Here is a 16,163-nt window from a genome sequence, read left to right on the forward strand (position 1 = left end):
AGGGATGAAACATGGCCTTGACTGTAAAAAGTTCTTATGCTTTAAGAGCTTTGTTTGAATTAGCGCTCTTGAATAAAGAAGGTATAAAAAAAGTGTCAATTGCTGAACTTTCAAAAAGACAACAAATACCACGTGATTTTTTAGAAAAAATATTTTCTGAATTAAGAGATGCTGGAATTTTAAAATCAATAAGAGGAAGATATGGTGGATATGTTTTGCTAAAAGATCCAAAAGATTTAAGATTAAGTGAAATTGTAAATGTTTTAGATAAGCCTTTACAATCGTATGATTGTGTTAGCGGTGAATGTAGAGTTGAAATTGATTGTGCTGTTGAATTTGTATGGAAAAGGGTTCATAATGTTATGATGCTTGAACTTGATAAAATGACTCTGCAAGACATAATAAGATATGGTAAAGAAATTTCTAAGTTAGGAAGTGGTGATGAAAAAAATGGGTCGTAGAGCTTTAATGCTAATGAGTGGAGGAGTAGATAGTTCAGTAGCTGCTCATATTTTAAAAAAAGAAGGTTATGAAGTTATAGGTGTACACTTTAAAACTGTTGATGATATTGTTTTTTCTATGATACCTGAAAAAAAGAAGGTTTGCTGTAGTCCTTCTGATACTATTGATGCTATGAAAGTTGCTAAAGATGTTGGATTAGAAGACTTTAAAATCATTAGTATAAAAGATGAATTTGAAGAAAAAATAATAAAATATTTTATAAATGAATATAAAAAAGGGATTACTCCAAATCCTTGTATACTTTGTAATAGATTTTTTAAGTTTGGTAAAGCTATTGAATTGGCTGATGAATATAATTGTGACGTTGTAGTATCTGGCCATTATGTTTTAAGTGAATATTCAGAAAAGTATGGAAAATATGTTATAAAAAAAGGTGTAGATAATTATAAAGACCAATCATATTTTTTATCATATGTTAAACAAGAGTATTTACCGAGACTTTATTTTCCACTTGCAAAATTGAAAAAAGATGAAATAAGAAAAATTGCCGAAGAATTAAATTTAATCGTAGCTCATAAACCTGATTCACAAGAATTATGTTTTATTCCTGATAACAATTATAAAAGGTATTTAAAAGATAGAGGAATAGAGGTTGGAGATGGAAAAGTATATGATTTAGATGGAAATCATATAGGTACTCATACTGGATATACAAATTATACAATAGGTCAAAGGACTGGTATGACATTTTTTAAATCTCCTAATATGAAATTACATGTTTATAAAATAGATTCTCAAAATAATAGTATTATAGTAGCTCCTACAAAAAAACTTTATTTTAAAGGACTTATAGCTAAAAAATCTAATTTTTTTATAGATTTTGAAAAAATAGAAGCTGTTTGTAGAATCAGAAAAAAAAGTGAAGAAATGAAATCTATTATAACAAAGATAGACGAAAAATCTTTTAAAGTAGAATTTGAAGAACCTATTTTTGCAGTTACTCCAGGACAATTTGCTACTTTTTATGATGAAGATGGAATTGTATTGGGAACTGGGATAATAGATTCTTATTTGGAGGATTAAAAATATGCAAAAAAGAATAGCTGTTTATCCAGGAAGTTTTGATCCTATTACTTATGGCCATATAAATCTTGTTAAGAGAGCTGCTGAAAGATTTGAAAAACTTAATGTTGTTATTATGAATAATTCAGAAAAAAGATGCTTATTTACTCTTGAAGAAAGAGTTGAGATGACTAAAGCCAATTTATCACATATACCGAATGTTGAAATAGATACTTTTTCAGGATTATTGGTGCAATATTGTAAATTAAAAGATATTTCTACTGTAATAAGAGGTTTGAGAGCCGTTACAGATTTTGAATATGAATTGCAAATGGCAAATGGAAATAGATCACTTATGCCACAATTAGAAATATTTTTTCTGATGTCTGATGTAGCTCATTCATTCATTTCATCTTCTATGGTAAAGGAAGTTGCAAGGTACGATGGAGATGTTAGTACATGGGTTTCACCATTAGTAGAAAAAAAGCTTAAAGAAAAATTTAAAAAAAATTAAAATTTAAAAAGTGTTAATTAAAATTTTTAATACTTATTGAAATGGAAATAATAATGTGATAGAATATATTGGTTGAAATCATTAACACGCGCAAGGAGGGACTTTTAGATGGCTGTAAGTACGGAAATGATAAAAGAATTAAGAACAGCTACAGGTGCAGGTATGTTAGATTGTAAAAAAGCACTTGAAGAAACTAATGGTGATTTAGATAAGGCAATTGAACTTTTAAGAAAAAAGGGTGCTGCAAAAGCAGCTAAAAAAGCTCATAGAGAAACTAAAGAAGGAATTGTTTATTCTTATATTCACCACAATGAAAAAATGGGTGTTTTATTATTTTTAGGTTGTGAAACAGATTTCGTTGCTAAAACAGATGATTTTCATGAATTAGCACATAAAGTAGCTCTTCAAATTGCTTCTATGAATCCAAAATGGATATCAAGAGAAGATGTTCCAGAAGAAATAATAAATAAAGAAAAAGAAATATACGCTGAAGAATTAAAGAGTTCTGGAAAACCTGAACATATTATTGAAAAAATAGCTGAAAATAAAGTTAATAAGTTCTATGAAGAAAATTGTCTTTTAGAACAGAATTATGTTTTTGGTGATGGTGAAAAAATAGGTGAACTTATCACTGCTGCCATTGCTAAGATTGGTGAAAATATAAAAGTTGAAAAATTCTCAAGATTCTCAGTAGAAGATTAATTGATATAGGGGGTGGTGTTTTTGTCACCCCCTTTTTTTATAATTTACTGGAGGTATAGAAAATATGTATAGAAGAGTTCTTTTGAAACTTAGTGGTGAAGTATTATCTGGTGAAGGAAATAAAGGATTTAACGATGATGCGGTTAAATATTTAGCTTCTGAAATAAAGAAAGTTTCTCAACATGGAATGAATATTGGTATGGTTGTAGGAGCTGGAAATATATTTAGAGGTAAAGAGTTAAAAGGTGTTACAAATAGTATTGCTGATCATATAGGTATGTTGGGAACGGTTAGTAATGCTCTGTATTTAAAAGACTACTTTGAAAAGATTGGAATAAAAAGTGTTGTTGTTTCTCAGATAGTTAAACTTCCTTCAGTGAGATCAATTCATTATGATGATATAGAATTATATTTTAATTCAGGTTATGTAGTTATTTTTGCAGGAGGTACTTCAAATCCTTTATTTACAACTGATACAGCGGCTGCTTTGAGAGCTGTTGAAATGAAAGCAGAAGTACTTATAAAAGCAACTAAAGTAGATGGAATTTTTGATAAAGATCCTAAAAAGTTTACAGATGCTGTGAAATATGATACAATTACATATGATGAAGCAATTTCTAAAAATTTAAAAGTTATGGATACAGAGGCATTTGCTATATGTCAAAAGTATAAGATGCCTATTAGTGTTATTAATTTCTTTGATAAGGATAATCTTTTAAATGCAGTTATGGATAAAAAAATTGGAACGAGAGTAATTCCTTGATGATATAAAGCTCAACAGGAGGTGTTTGTGCATGTCATACTTATACGACGAAATCGTGTCAGTAAAGGCAAGAGAAGTATTAGATTCTAGAGGTAACCCAACAGTAGAGGCAGAAGTTATGTTGGCAAGTGGTGCTGAAGGTAGAGCAATAGTTCCATCAGGAGCTTCAACAGGTATATTTGAAGCTTTAGAATTGAGAGATGGAGACAAATCAAGATTTATGGGTAAAGGAGTTTCAAAAGCTGTTGCAAATGTTAATGATGTTATAGCTGAAGAATTAGAAGGTTTAAACGCTTTTGATCAAGCTTTAATAGACCAAGTAATGTTAGATTTAGATGGAACTGAAAATAAAGAGAAATTGGGTGCAAATGCTATTTTAGCTGTATCATTAGCTGTAGCAAGAGCAGCATCTGATTCTTTGGAAATACCTTTATATAAATATTTAGGTGGTCCAAATGCTAAAGTTCTTCCAGTACCTTTGATGAATATTGTTAATGGTGGAGAACATGCAGATAATAACTTAGATATTCAAGAATTTATGATAATGCCTGCTGGATTTAACAAATTTTCAGATGCTTTAAGAGCAGGAACAGAAATTTTTCATAATTTAAAAAAATTATTACAGGAAGCTGGCCATCAAACAGCAGTTGGAGATGAAGGTGGATTTGCTCCTAACTTTGATTCAAACGAAGAAGCTTTACAGTTCATAGTAAAAGCTGTAGAAAAAGCTGGTTATAAACCTGGTGAAGAGGTATTTATTGCATTAGACTGTGCAGCATCAGAATTTTATAATTCAGATAATAAAACATATCATATTGATGGAAAAGATTTATCTTCTTCAGAACTTGCAGATTACTATGAAGGATTAATAGATAAATATCCAATAAAATCTATAGAAGATCCATTTGATCAAGAAGATTGGGATGCTTATACAGGATTTACTGCTAAGGTTAGAACTAAAGCTCAGGTTGTTGGTGATGACTTGTTTGTGACCAATGTTAAAAGATTACAAAAAGGTATAGATTTAAAATCAGCAAACTCTATATTGATAAAATTGAATCAAATAGGTTCTTTAACAGAAACTTTTGATGCAATAGAATTAGCTAAAAAATATAATATGACAAATGTAATTTCTCATAGATCTGGAGAATCAGAAGATACATTCATAGCAGATCTTTGTGTAGCAACAAATGCAGGATTTATAAAAACAGGTTCTTTATCAAGAACAGATAGAATTGCTAAGTATAATCAATTATTAAGAATAGAAGAAGAATTGGGTTCTGTTGCTCAATTTAAAGGTTTAGATTCTTTTTATTCAATAGATAAATAAACAATTCCCCCTATAAAAAGGGGGTTTTTTTATTGAAAAATTACTTGAGGTATTTTATATTTAGGATGAATTATGATTTCAGCTTTAAAATTATATATATCTTCTATTATTTTTTTTGTTATAACTTCATTTGGTGTTCCATCTTTTATTATTTTTCCATCTTTCATTATTAATATTCTATTAGAATAAAGACTTGCAAGATTTATATCATGAAATACAGATAATATAGTTAAATTTTCTTTTTGACTTAAATTTTTTATTATATTTAAAAGATACTGTGTATGACCAGGATCGAGATGAGAAGAAAATTCATCTAAAAGGAGTATTTTAGATTTTTGAGCAAAAGCTCTTGCTACCATGACTCTTTGTTTTTCGCCACCAGATAAATTAGAAAAACTTTTTTCTTTAAATTTATAAGTATCTGTTTTTTTCATGGAATTGGATATTATGTTTTCATCTTCTTTATTTTCTGTAAAAAAATCAAATTTTTTTGAATAAGGTAATCTGGAAGTTTCCACAATACTTTTGACAGAATAATCAAAAATAGTGTTAAATTCTTGAGGAACAACGGCTATCAATTTTGAAAGTTCTTTCAAATTTAAGGATTTTAAATTTTTAGAGTCTATAAATATATTTCCATATTTTAAAGGAAGAATTTTAGATATTAATTTTATTAAAGTTGATTTTCCAGCCCCATTAGGTCCAATTATTGATACAATTTCTCCATTTTTTATATGAAGATTTTTAATATCTAAATTGAATCCATTTCCATAATTAAATTTTATATTATTTATTTGAATCATAATTTTTTCCCTCTTTTTTTCATAACATATATAAATAAAGGCGCTCCGATTATAGAAGTTATTATTCCTATTGGAAGTTCGGAAGGAGCAAAAATTGTTCTGGATATAAAATCACTTATAGTTAAAAAAATTCCACCCGATAATATAGATATTAAACTAGAAATTAATGAATATGGTCCTTTAATTTTTCTTACAAGATGTGGTATTATTAATCCAACAAACCCTATTATTCCAGATTTTGAAACAGCTATAGATACAGCAAATATATTTGTTAAAATTAGTATCATTTTTATTTTTTCTGGATTTACACCAGAATATATTGCCATATCATCACCCATAGATAAAACATTTAATTCTTTATTATAAATTATTATTACGATAGTTTGTATTAATAATACTACAGTCAATATAAATATATCTTCCCATGTAATAGAAGCTGTACTTCCCATGAGCCATATATTTACATGTATTAAATTTCTCCAAAACATTACTGTTATTAATGTTGTAAATGCATTGAACAAAAAACTAACTATTACACCACTTAATATTAAAGATAATACTGGAAATTTTTTTCCTTCTTTTGCCAACATAAATACTATGATTGCAGATATTATAGAAAATATGAAAGAAAAAGTTTCTAATCCGAAAAATAAATGTAATCCTAATATACCAGATAAAGCCGTATAAATTACAGCTCCAAAAGAGGCTCCAGAAGATATTCCAAGTATATAAGGGTCTGCAAGAGGATTTTGAATTATTAACTGTAATATATTTCCAGATAAAGCTAAAATACCTCCAATTATAAAACTACCTAAAATTCTTGGTAATCTCAAATCCATAATGAGTAATTTATATGTAGAATTTTCTTGATTAAGAAATAGTGTTTTTATTACTTCTTTTAATGGAATATTTACACTTCCCAAAGAAGTAAAAATTATTATAGATATAAAACTTATTATCAAAAGAATAAACAGGAGAGGTATAATCCTCTTCCTGTTTTTAATTTTTTTTATAGTCATTTTGACTCCTTTATTATTTCATATATTGACTCTAATGCTTCTATTAATGAAGGTGATGCTTGTGAAGCTTTATCATTATTAATTGAAAATATTTTGTTGTTTTTAACAGCATTTACATTTTTAAATTGAGAAGCTGATTTTAAAGTTTCAATTCCAGAATTATCTCCCATAAAATAAGAAGGAACAATAATTATATCTGGATTTTTAGAAACTATAAATTCAGGGCCAACAGAAAGCCAACCATTATTTCCAGTATATGGTGAAGCAACATTTAAACTACCAGCGATTGATAGTAATTCATTCATAAAAGAACCTGTTCCACTTGTCCAAATTGATGAAATATTTTGACTTGAAATCATTGCATACATAACAGTTGGTTTTTCTGACCAAGTAGATGTTTCTTTAGAAATATTAAGCATTCTTTCTCTTAAATTTTTTGATAATTTTATTGCTTGTTCTTTTTTATCAATTATAGTTCCTATTAAAACTGTGTCTCTTATTATATCATTTATGGATAATGGGTTTATAACTATAGTTTTTATATTATATTTTTCTAATCTTTCAAGTTCTTTTTCTTGGAATCCACCAGATATAAATACAATATCAGGATTTAAGCTTATTATTTTTTCAAGATTCAAAGGTGTCATATTTCCTATTTTTTCAGCTTCAATGTTATTATCCCAATCAGTAACGCCTACAACAAGATCTTCTGCATTTAAATGTTTCAAATAATCAGATACAGCTGGTGCAGCAGAAATTATTCTCTTAATATCTTGGTCTATTTTTACAGGTCTTCCAAGATCATCTATTATTGTAAATGATGATAAAGCTATAATTCCTACTAATAACAATAGAACAATACTCAATGCTTTTTTCATTTTTGCTACCTCCCGTAATAATTACGCCAAGGTAAAAACTAACTCCAAACACTTTGGCGCGAAGTGCTTGAATTTTTAAAAATTATAAATAAAGTATCCCGACTTATGAGTTATATCCTCCAAATTACCCTTCCCGATTTTTTAATCAGTGGTATGTAATTTTTTGTCCTCAATCACGGTGGCGCGACCGTATTAGATTTTCACTAATTTCCTTTATTTATTATTTATATATTTTTTTTAAAATACTTGACCAAATCCAAATTCAAATTTTCCTTTTAAATTTTTGTCCCAACCATATTCAAATCTGATTTGACCCAGTAAAGGAATGTTGAATTTTAAACCAGTTCCAAAAGACCAAATATTATCATTCAATATATTATTTAAATTATTTGAAGTATTTCCATTATCATAAAAAGCATATATATCAATTGGTACTGGATTTTTTAATAGTTCATAAGCTAATTCAGTATTGAATAAATACATATTATTACCTTGTTTAGAAGATAAACTATATCTTCTTACACTATTCATTCCGCCAACTGAATAATTGAATAAGGAATAAGGATCATTAGAGAATCCGATTTTTAATCTTGTTCCAAAAGTAAATTTATAGAAACTTGTAAAATATTTACCTTCTAAAGTATTACCAGTATAATATTGATCTGTGTTATTTAGATTTAATCCTCCAAAAACTCTTGTTGAAAAATATTCTCCCGAATAAGGTCTATATGGATTATCTAATCTGTTTAATTTGTAACCAATACCAGTAGAAAGTCTTTTTATATCATTTGATTTTAATTTTTGATAATAGTCATAGGATAAATCTGTTGTTATATATGAAAAATCTGAAAATTTGAATGAAGGTGAAATAGAAAATGATAAATTATTTGTTATAGAAGCACCTAAAGTTTCTACATATTCACCATTTGGTACTGTTAGATATGATGTGCTTAATCCAAGATCTATATCCGTTTTAAAGATTTTTGATACATTATAATTTAATCCGAATTTATATTTATTATTCAAAGGATTTAATTCAGTATTTAGTCCAAAAGTTTGACCATAACCAAAAGGATTTGGAATATAAAAACTTAAAGTTCCTGCAAATCCATAATACCAATCTTTTACATCTGGCATAGACCAAGTTAATCCACCAGCTATCTTAACAGCATTTGTTCTTTCATGTGGATGAATCTCAAAGTCAACAGAGTCTTCTGACATTGAAATAGGATTTATATCAACACTTTGGAAAAAACCTGTTCCAGTGAATGCTCTATAGGTATCTTGTAATTTATTTAGATTTACAACTTCATCTTTTTTTAATTTTATTAAATCATCTATTATATAATCTTGGGTTTTTGCCGTAGCATCTTTTGTTATTTTTATATTACCTACTTTTTTCTCATTAAAATTATATATTAAATCATTATTTTTGTCTATATTTACTTTTGTATCAACAAATAAGAATCCTTCTTGTGTATATAATTTATTTATTACATCTAAAGATTTTAAAATATCTAAATTAGAAACAGTTGAGTTTTCTGTTATTATTTCTGATACCTTTTCATTTAATCTAAAACTTTCGATAGAATCATTACCATTATACTTTATTTTATTTATTTTGGTATTATCATCTATAACTCTTCTTAATTTTCCATCTAGTACAAGATTTAATTCTCCACCCAAGGATTCTTCTATATCTACGGGTTCCCATTTTATAGAAGTTTCTTCACTAAAATAAGGTAATGAAGCTATAGAAGACATCAAACCCTGTAATTTTTTTATATCTGGATATGATTCTTTTAATTTTGGCCTAAACAGGAAAAATTTATTTTCATAGTCTTTTCTAAATTTAAAATTTAGATCTTTCTTTACTTTTTCTTTATCTAATTGGGCATATTCGCCTTCTAATTTCAAATCCCAGAGTTTATATTCATTTATTATGAATAATAAAGTATTTTCATCATATTTATTATTATTAATTTCTGTTGCTTCAAGTGTTACTTTATCACCTAATAATTTAATATTAGAACTTATTTCTATAGTACTATAATCATTATTCGTATAATATAAATTTATGGAATTGAGTGCTTTTTGAAAGTCATATACATTTAAAGGAATATCTGTTTTTAAATTTAAATAATCTTTTAAATCTTTTTTATCGACAAATCCATCACCATATACTTCTATTTCAACATTTTTGACTATTGGATTTGGATTTATTATTAATTTCAAATTTCCATTTTCTTCGTCTAATTCATAAGAAAGCGAATTGAAAAAGCCGAGATTATTTACTTGTTTCATTGCTAATTTTATGTCTATATCTCCAACATAATTTCCGATTTTTATATCATAATTATTCATAATATTATTTATATCTGTAGCAGCATAAGATATATCTGTACTATACTCTATTGAGTTAAGCTTTGTTATTGAGAATGAAAGAGTCAATAAAGATAATATAAAGATCATTAGAATTGATTTTTTCATTAAAATCCTCCTTTTAATTCTTTTTCTAAATTATAAATATTTTGTTTTATCTGTAACATAAATTTAGGAGTATCATATATATTTTCAAATGAGTTTTTTAATTGTTTTGTATCTATTTCATATCCATCATCTAAAAAAGTTCTTTTTATGTACCAATTTATTTTAGAGTCGAGATATATAACAAAATAAAGAGCATTTGAAAGATCTCCTAATGGTTGGCAATCAATATTAGTTTTTACAAAAGTTGCATTTACAGTTGTACCATTGTTTGGTTTTGTTTTGATATTAAAACTACCACCCGTTAATTCACAAGAGAACTTTAAAAAAGGCAATCCCATGCCAATTTTTTTCTTCCTCTCTTTTTTTGTAGTATAAAAAGGAGTAAGTGCATTGTTCAATTCTTCTGAATTCATCCCTATTCCATAATCTTTAACTTCGAAAGAAAAAAAATCTTTGCTTTCGATAATAATTAATTTACATTCTATTGAATTAGACCTTACAGCGTTTTCGCATATATCTATTATATGATCAGAGATTGTTTCTAATGTGGCCATACTGGTTTCACCTTACCATTATAGAGTGATTTTTTAAGTTCGTCAAAAGTTCTTGATTCACATTCTAAAATACAAGATGGATTTTTTAACTGATCTGGAAAATGAGAATCATTACCATAAATAAATCTTTTGTAGCCAAGTTTTTGTGCTTTTATTAATTCGTCTTCATTTTTTACTTCTACTGCATCGAAATCTAATTCTAAAGGAAGACCAAGTTGATATATAAGTCCAAAAGCTCTAAATATATGTGCCGGATATATTATTGATTTAAATTTTTTAGATAAATTATAAACTTCTTCAACAGTTAAGTTTGAAGAGCTTCCAAGATATGGAGAGCTTTTGATATCTATAAATTCTGATTTTTCATCGACTAGTATTTGATATCCTAATTTTTCTGGGTCATAATTTTTTATTATTAGAGTATTTTCAATTATTTTTGAGAATTTTATACACTCTTTTATATATTTAAAATAGATTATGATATGGACTTCTTCAGATGTTTGAACTTCTATTCCGGGAATTAATTTTATTCCAATTTTATTTAATTGAAAATTAAAAGAATACATATTTTCAGCAGAATTATGATCAGTTATTGAGATCCAATCTATTGAACTTGAACTTAAAATATCATTATATATTTCAGGAGTCATAGTTATATCAGCACAGGGTGAAAGAACTGTATGATTATGAAAGCAGCAATTATATTTATTCATTTTTTAGAAGATTATATATTTTGCCAGCAGTTTCAAAAGCATCATTTTCAGAAATTAAAAGAGAAATATCCATTTCTTCTGCTTTTTTAATTGTTTCTTCAAGATATTTTCCTGGTTTAGGCAGTACAATAGCCTTTGCACCTACTACTTCTGCAACTGCGATTATATTTTGATGAGTTTGATGAGTTATCCATATACAATCTTTTTTTGCGTCTCTCATCACTTCACTCAATAAATCTCCTATATGGCCAGATATTATATCTGTATCTGTTTTTGATGAATAGATAATTTTTAGATCTAATTTTTCTATCATATTTTGTAGAGTCACATTTTATTCCCCCTTATTGAAATAAAATAGCATTTCTAATTTTACTCCTTTTCCAGAACTTGAAATTAATGTCATTCTATCTGAAAATCTTTTCATATTTGGAAGACCCATTCCAGCTCCAAATCCTTTTTCTCTAACATTTTCAGTAGCTGTAGAATAACCTTCTTTTAGAGCAGAATCTATATCTTCTATACCTTTTCCAAAATCTTCGATGAATACTTTAATTTTATCTTCTTCTGTCCAACAATATAATATTCCATTAGACTCTGAGTGAATTACAACGTTTGCTTCTGCTTCATATGTAGAAATAGATATTTTTCTTATCAATTCTGGATTAATATTTTTAGAAGTTAAAAATTTTTTTAATTTTGTTGCGGCTATTCCTACCATTTCTACAGATTTATAATCTATAGAATATTTAAAGTCATATCCTTCAGTTTCAAAATTTTCTCCAGTTATAGAAGATACATAATTTTTATTTAAAACTTTATCCCTTCTTTCATCATGAACATATATATAGCCAAGCTTTTTAAACATCCATTCTAATATATCAATTTTTGTTACCACGCCAACGACTTTTTTCTTAGAATTTATTACAGGATATCGTCCAAATTTCTCATTTTTATTTAGTTCTAAAAAAGTCATAATTGTATCTTCTTCATTTAAAAAAATTGGTTTTTTTGTCATCCATTTTTCGACACGTTCTTCTAGACTATTATTTTCAATTACTCTTATTATATCTTCTATACTTAAAATTCCGCTTAGAGTTAAATCTCTTTTTATAACAGGCATTCCAGATATTCCTTTTATTCTCATTATTTCTTTAGCGTATTTTAATTTAGTTTCGCCAGTGACTAGAATTGGTGGAGTGGTCATAATTTCATTTATTAAAGTGTTAGAAAAAACTTTTGATAATGTACTTACTAATTTATCAACTTCATTTTTATTTTCTAACATAATTGATCATCCGTTCCCATAGCATCTTTAATTCCACTTTTGAATAAAATCGCGCATGCCATATACATAGAAAGGGAGGATTTTATGATACAAACCTCTAAATCCTCCGCTATTTCTTTTAAATTTTCTGGAATTTCTTTTCCCCTAACAAATATTATTCCTTTTGCACCTATTACAGCAGCTGTGGTGATTGTTTGAGGACTTGTTAAGCCAGTTATTAAGAACATATTTTCTTTTGAAAAGGCAAGAAAATCGCTCATTAAATCAGAAGCTCCGGCATATTCAATATTAAAGTTTTTAATACTTTCAGGTAAAACTATGGCAGATCCTTTAACAATTTTAATTAACTCTTGTATATTCAAAAGTATCATCTCCTTATAAGAGATCTCCTGTATAATTATGGTTTATAAAAGCTTCAAAACTCCATGGACAAATTTCTTTTACTATTTCAGCCATTGCCCTTGCATATTCTTGTATTTCCCATTGAGCATGAGAATCAGCTCTCAGATTAAAAAAATGAAATAAAGCTCTTAAATTAGTTGTTAAATAGAACTCTGTATATTGACCAACTGGTAATACCATTCTCGCCATTTCTCTTGCAACACCTTTATTTAAAAGATTATTATATATATTATAAGATTCCATATAAGCATTTTCTATCAAATTTATACATTCTTGTGAAAGTTCAGAGTTTTTTATTTTTATACTACCCTGTTTATTTTCTTTATCAGGAGTTCTTATATGATCTGGTATATAAAATTCATCAGCTTGTTTTGAAGTATATCTCCTTGAAATTTCATTTGGAGACATTCCAATCCTATGTCTAAACCATTGTCTAACAATAAATATAGGTGCTTTTACATGAAATGTAAAACTTATATGTTCAAATGGTGAAAAGTGAGAATGTTTTAAAAGATAGTTAATTAATTTTTTATCTCTTTCATCTGTAGAAATTTCTTGACCATAAGAAACTCTTGCTGCTCTTACAGCAGATCTATCATTTCCCATTTGATCTATTAAAGTTACAAACCCTTTGTCAAGTATTTTGATTGTTTTTTTCTGATTCTCCTGCATCATTATTTTCTTCATCCTTTCTTTTGTTTTTTTTAAATTTATTTATATTCAATAATAATATTCCAAATATTATTACGAATAAACTTAATGGAATTATATATGAGAACAATCCTGTTATTTTTGTTTCCTTGTCTATTTCTTTGAGGAGTTTTATTATTTCAGGGTCATTATTTTTGTAATAAAGAGCTTTTTGTAAATATAATCTCGATATTAATTTATCTTTTGAAGTTTTATAATATTCCATTCCAATCTTTCCTAAAGAATTAGGATTTTTTTCATCATATTCTAAAGATTTTTTATAATTATTAATTTTTTGAGTTGAAGTACTCGATATATCTCCAAGAATTTCATAAGTAGAAGATAATATTGATTTTTTATTTGAATTATTTATCAACCATTCAAGAATATTTCTTGTTATGTTTTCTTTTTCCATTTCTTGAAAAGCTTTTGCAAAAAGAATCATTGTTTTTTCGTCTTTTTTGTTTAAAGTGGTATATACAGAATATAATTCTTCTATTTTATCATATCTTTGAGATTCATAACTTAAACGAACTATTAATTGGCTCAATTTTATATTATCTCTATTATTATTGTACATTTTTTCTAAATTTTCATAAGCTTTTGAAGGATTTGAATTTATTTTTGAATACCATTGTATAATACTTTTATAGTATACTGTAAATGGTGACTCTCCATTTAATTTTTCGATTTTTTCTATAGATTCCATTATTAGTTTTTCTTTTGTTGCATTATATTCTTCAGTTAGAGATTTATAAGCAAATTCTATGTAAAAAGCATTTATTATGACAGAATCTTTATAGAGTTTTGATAGTTCATAAAGTTTTTTTTCAGGAATATTTATTTGATTTGGTAATGTTTCTGATAATATGTTTAAAACAGCAGATTCATCTGCAGAAAAATCATTATATATTCTTGCTCTTAATAAATTAGCAGTATTTTTGTATTCTTCATTTGAAGTTTCCAAAAATTTTAAATATAAACCTAATGTATTCAATTTATTGTTTTCTTGATTTATTAGAGAATCGGTATCGAATATTTGTAAATATTGTTCAAGATCTCCTCCAAATATTACTATATTGGATATAATTAATAAAACTATTATTAATTTTTTCAAAAGTTTATTCCTCGCTTTCATTGTAACCTTTCATAACTATTTTATCTTCATGAACTAAAAAAATAGTTTTTGTAAGTTCAGTGTTTGGAAAAAATTTTTTCTTATGTACTATTAATTCAGAACCAGGATATAGAATTTCTTTTACTATTATTTTTCCACCAAATTTTGAATTTTGAATGGCTTTTTTTATTCTATTTAATTTTAATTCATTTTCTCCGAGTGCAGCTTTTAATTGTTTTGCTGTTTCCAAGCTTTTTTTATATTGCATCATCTTGTTTTGATCTAATTTGTTTTCTTTTTTTAATTTCATCAAACCTTTTAATATCAAACTTAATTTTCTTAAATTTTCTATATCTATAGCTATTTGAGATTCTATGATAGTGAGTTCTTCATTTAAAGAAGGTGAAACACCAACTTCTAAAGTGGTTTTTACATTCATTTTACTTCCAATATATGAAGCTTCTATTAATTGACCTGCAGTTATTACACCACCAGATATTCTACCATTTTTATCTTGAACTATTACTTTATTTCCAGATTTTATATTTGAGTTAATTATAGATTGAGTTACATTTATTTTTTCTTCTACGTCTAAATTGGCATTTTCTATATAATTTACAAATATTTCTCTACATTTAATTATTCCTTTTCCAGCACCTTTTATTCCATTAGCTTTTATATTTCCGCCAGCAATTAAAGTAGCCCCTTCGACTATTCCAGTTATTTCTATGTCATCATCAGCTTCAATTACAAATCCTGGCATTACATTACCATTTACTATAACTGTTCCAGGAAATCTAACATTTCCAGTTGAATAATCTATATCTCCATCTATTCTATGTATTTGTGAAACATCAATATAATAACTTAAATCATTTTCTTTATTTAATATTAATTCGCCAGAGACAAAAGCTATTATTAAATTTTCATTTATTAAAGCATTTTTACCCAGAGTAACTTTAACAGCTTCTCCATCAAGACCTTCTATTTCATTTCCAAATATATCCATTCCACTTTGACCTTTTGAAGGTGGAATTATTTTTGCAATTATTTCATCTTTTTCTATAGATATTATGTTAGATCTTTCTTTCATATTTATATAATCTTGTGAAATTTCAGTTTTTTTCTTTTTTACTACCATTTCTAAACTGCCATTTCCACCTTTTTTAGGACCTATTCCATAGGCAACAGGGTATTCACGATCATATTGAGGATCAGCAGTCATATCATTTATTATGTTTTCTTGAATTCCATATTTTACTTTATTTTCATTAAGAAATGCAAGAATTTCATTTTTTGAGACATGCTTTCCATCATCTGTCATAGTTATTGTAGCAAGCATATTATCCCCTGAGCTTTTAAAATTTAATTTAGCCATA

18 protein-coding genes and 1 riboswitch are annotated in these 16,163 nt (G+C 26.8%); of the genes, 6 read left to right on the forward strand and 12 right to left on the reverse strand.

Annotation, left to right across the window (positions count from 1 at the left end):
- Positions 1-11: 11 nt before the first annotated feature.
- The 6 genes from C7380_RS01945 (at position 12) to eno (ending at position 4,833) form a co-directional block, all read left to right on the forward strand.
- The gene (locus C7380_RS01945; protein ID WP_109603803.1) at positions 12-461 is read left to right on the forward strand and encodes an RrF2 family transcriptional regulator; all 450 of its coding nucleotides are present in this window, start codon (positions 12-14) and stop codon (positions 459-461) included.
- On the forward strand, positions 442-1,545 hold the full coding sequence (gene mnmA, locus C7380_RS01950; protein WP_240597469.1) for a tRNA 2-thiouridine(34) synthase MnmA: 1,104 nt from the start codon (positions 442-444) through the stop codon (positions 1,543-1,545). Before C7380_RS01945 ends, mnmA begins: the two co-directional genes overlap by 20 nt.
- A gap of 4 nt (positions 1,546-1,549) precedes the next feature.
- Entirely contained in the window at positions 1,550-2,038 is a 489-nt protein-coding gene (gene coaD / locus C7380_RS01955; RefSeq protein ID WP_109603804.1) for a pantetheine-phosphate adenylyltransferase, read from the forward strand.
- A 108-nt stretch (positions 2,039-2,146) separates the two neighbouring features.
- A complete protein-coding gene (gene tsf / locus C7380_RS01960; RefSeq protein ID WP_109603805.1) occupies positions 2,147-2,740 on the forward strand; it encodes a translation elongation factor Ts in 594 nt (197 codons plus the stop codon).
- A gap of 64 nt (positions 2,741-2,804) precedes the next feature.
- A complete protein-coding gene (gene pyrH, locus C7380_RS01965) occupies positions 2,805-3,503 on the forward strand; it encodes a UMP kinase (RefSeq protein ID WP_109603806.1) in 699 nt (232 codons plus the stop codon).
- A gap of 31 nt (positions 3,504-3,534) precedes the next feature.
- The gene (eno, locus tag C7380_RS01970; protein ID WP_109603807.1) at positions 3,535-4,833 is read left to right on the forward strand and encodes a phosphopyruvate hydratase; all 1,299 of its coding nucleotides are present in this window, start codon (positions 3,535-3,537) and stop codon (positions 4,831-4,833) included.
- Positions 4,834-4,862: 29 nt separating this feature from the next.
- On the opposite strand, the gene C7380_RS01975 is transcribed toward eno, so the two are convergent.
- The 12 genes from C7380_RS01975 to C7380_RS02030 all read right to left on the reverse strand — a co-directional run bounded on the left by C7380_RS01975 (position 4,863) and on the right by C7380_RS02030 (position 16,162).
- Positions 4,863-5,636: an ABC transporter ATP-binding protein gene (locus tag C7380_RS01975; protein ID WP_109603808.1), complete on the reverse strand. Its 774-nt coding sequence runs from the start codon at positions 5,634-5,636 to the stop codon at positions 4,863-4,865.
- Complete coding sequence (locus C7380_RS01980) at positions 5,633-6,655, reverse strand: FecCD family ABC transporter permease (protein ID WP_240597470.1); 1,023 nt, start codon at positions 6,653-6,655, stop codon at positions 5,633-5,635. The genes C7380_RS01975 and C7380_RS01980 overlap by 4 nt, the downstream gene beginning before the upstream one ends.
- Entirely contained in the window at positions 6,652-7,533 is an 882-nt protein-coding gene (locus C7380_RS01985) for an ABC transporter substrate-binding protein (RefSeq protein ID WP_109603809.1), read from the reverse strand. The genes C7380_RS01980 and C7380_RS01985 overlap by 4 nt, the downstream gene beginning before the upstream one ends.
- 91 nt (positions 7,534-7,624) lie before the next feature.
- A riboswitch (cobalamin riboswitch) is annotated at positions 7,625-7,747 on the reverse strand.
- A 23-nt stretch (positions 7,748-7,770) separates the two neighbouring features.
- Positions 7,771-10,023, reverse strand: a complete 2,253-nt coding sequence (locus C7380_RS01990) for a BamA/TamA family outer membrane protein (protein WP_109603810.1) — start codon at positions 10,021-10,023, stop codon at positions 7,771-7,773.
- The gene (locus tag C7380_RS01995) at positions 10,023-10,577 is read right to left on the reverse strand and encodes an ATP-binding protein (RefSeq protein ID WP_109603811.1); all 555 of its coding nucleotides are present in this window, start codon (positions 10,575-10,577) and stop codon (positions 10,023-10,025) included. The genes C7380_RS01990 and C7380_RS01995 overlap by 1 nt, the downstream gene beginning before the upstream one ends.
- Positions 10,565-11,227: a PHP domain-containing protein gene (locus C7380_RS02000; protein WP_240597472.1), complete on the reverse strand. Its 663-nt coding sequence runs from the start codon at positions 11,225-11,227 to the stop codon at positions 10,565-10,567. The genes C7380_RS01995 and C7380_RS02000 overlap by 13 nt, the downstream gene beginning before the upstream one ends.
- A gap of 55 nt (positions 11,228-11,282) precedes the next feature.
- Positions 11,283-11,618: an iron-sulfur binding hydrogenase gene (locus tag C7380_RS02005; RefSeq protein WP_109603813.1), complete on the reverse strand. Its 336-nt coding sequence runs from the start codon at positions 11,616-11,618 to the stop codon at positions 11,283-11,285.
- 3 nt (positions 11,619-11,621) lie between these two features.
- Positions 11,622-12,575 carry a CBS domain-containing protein gene (locus C7380_RS02010; RefSeq protein ID WP_109603814.1) on the reverse strand — a complete coding sequence of 318 codons (954 nt, stop codon included), beginning with the start codon at positions 12,573-12,575 and terminating at the stop codon, positions 11,622-11,624.
- Positions 12,569-12,937: a hypothetical protein gene (locus tag C7380_RS02015; protein WP_109603815.1), complete on the reverse strand. Its 369-nt coding sequence runs from the start codon at positions 12,935-12,937 to the stop codon at positions 12,569-12,571. The genes C7380_RS02010 and C7380_RS02015 overlap by 7 nt, the downstream gene beginning before the upstream one ends.
- Positions 12,938-12,950: 13 nt before the next feature.
- Positions 12,951-13,649 carry an FAD-dependent thymidylate synthase gene (gene thyX / locus C7380_RS02020; RefSeq protein WP_206050490.1) on the reverse strand — a complete coding sequence of 233 codons (699 nt, stop codon included), beginning with the start codon at positions 13,647-13,649 and terminating at the stop codon, positions 12,951-12,953.
- Entirely contained in the window at positions 13,612-14,805 is a 1,194-nt protein-coding gene (locus C7380_RS02025; protein ID WP_109603817.1) for a hypothetical protein, read from the reverse strand. Before C7380_RS02025 ends, thyX begins: the two co-directional genes overlap by 38 nt.
- A complete protein-coding gene (locus tag C7380_RS02030; protein WP_109603818.1) occupies positions 14,789-16,162 on the reverse strand; it encodes a flagellar assembly protein A in 1,374 nt (457 codons plus the stop codon). The genes C7380_RS02025 and C7380_RS02030 overlap by 17 nt, the downstream gene beginning before the upstream one ends.
- Position 16,163 lies beyond the last annotated feature (1 nt).

The sequence above is a fragment of the Oceanotoga teriensis genome (genome assembly GCF_003148465.1).
Taxonomy (GTDB): domain Bacteria; phylum Thermotogota; class Thermotogae; order Petrotogales; family Petrotogaceae; genus Oceanotoga; species Oceanotoga teriensis.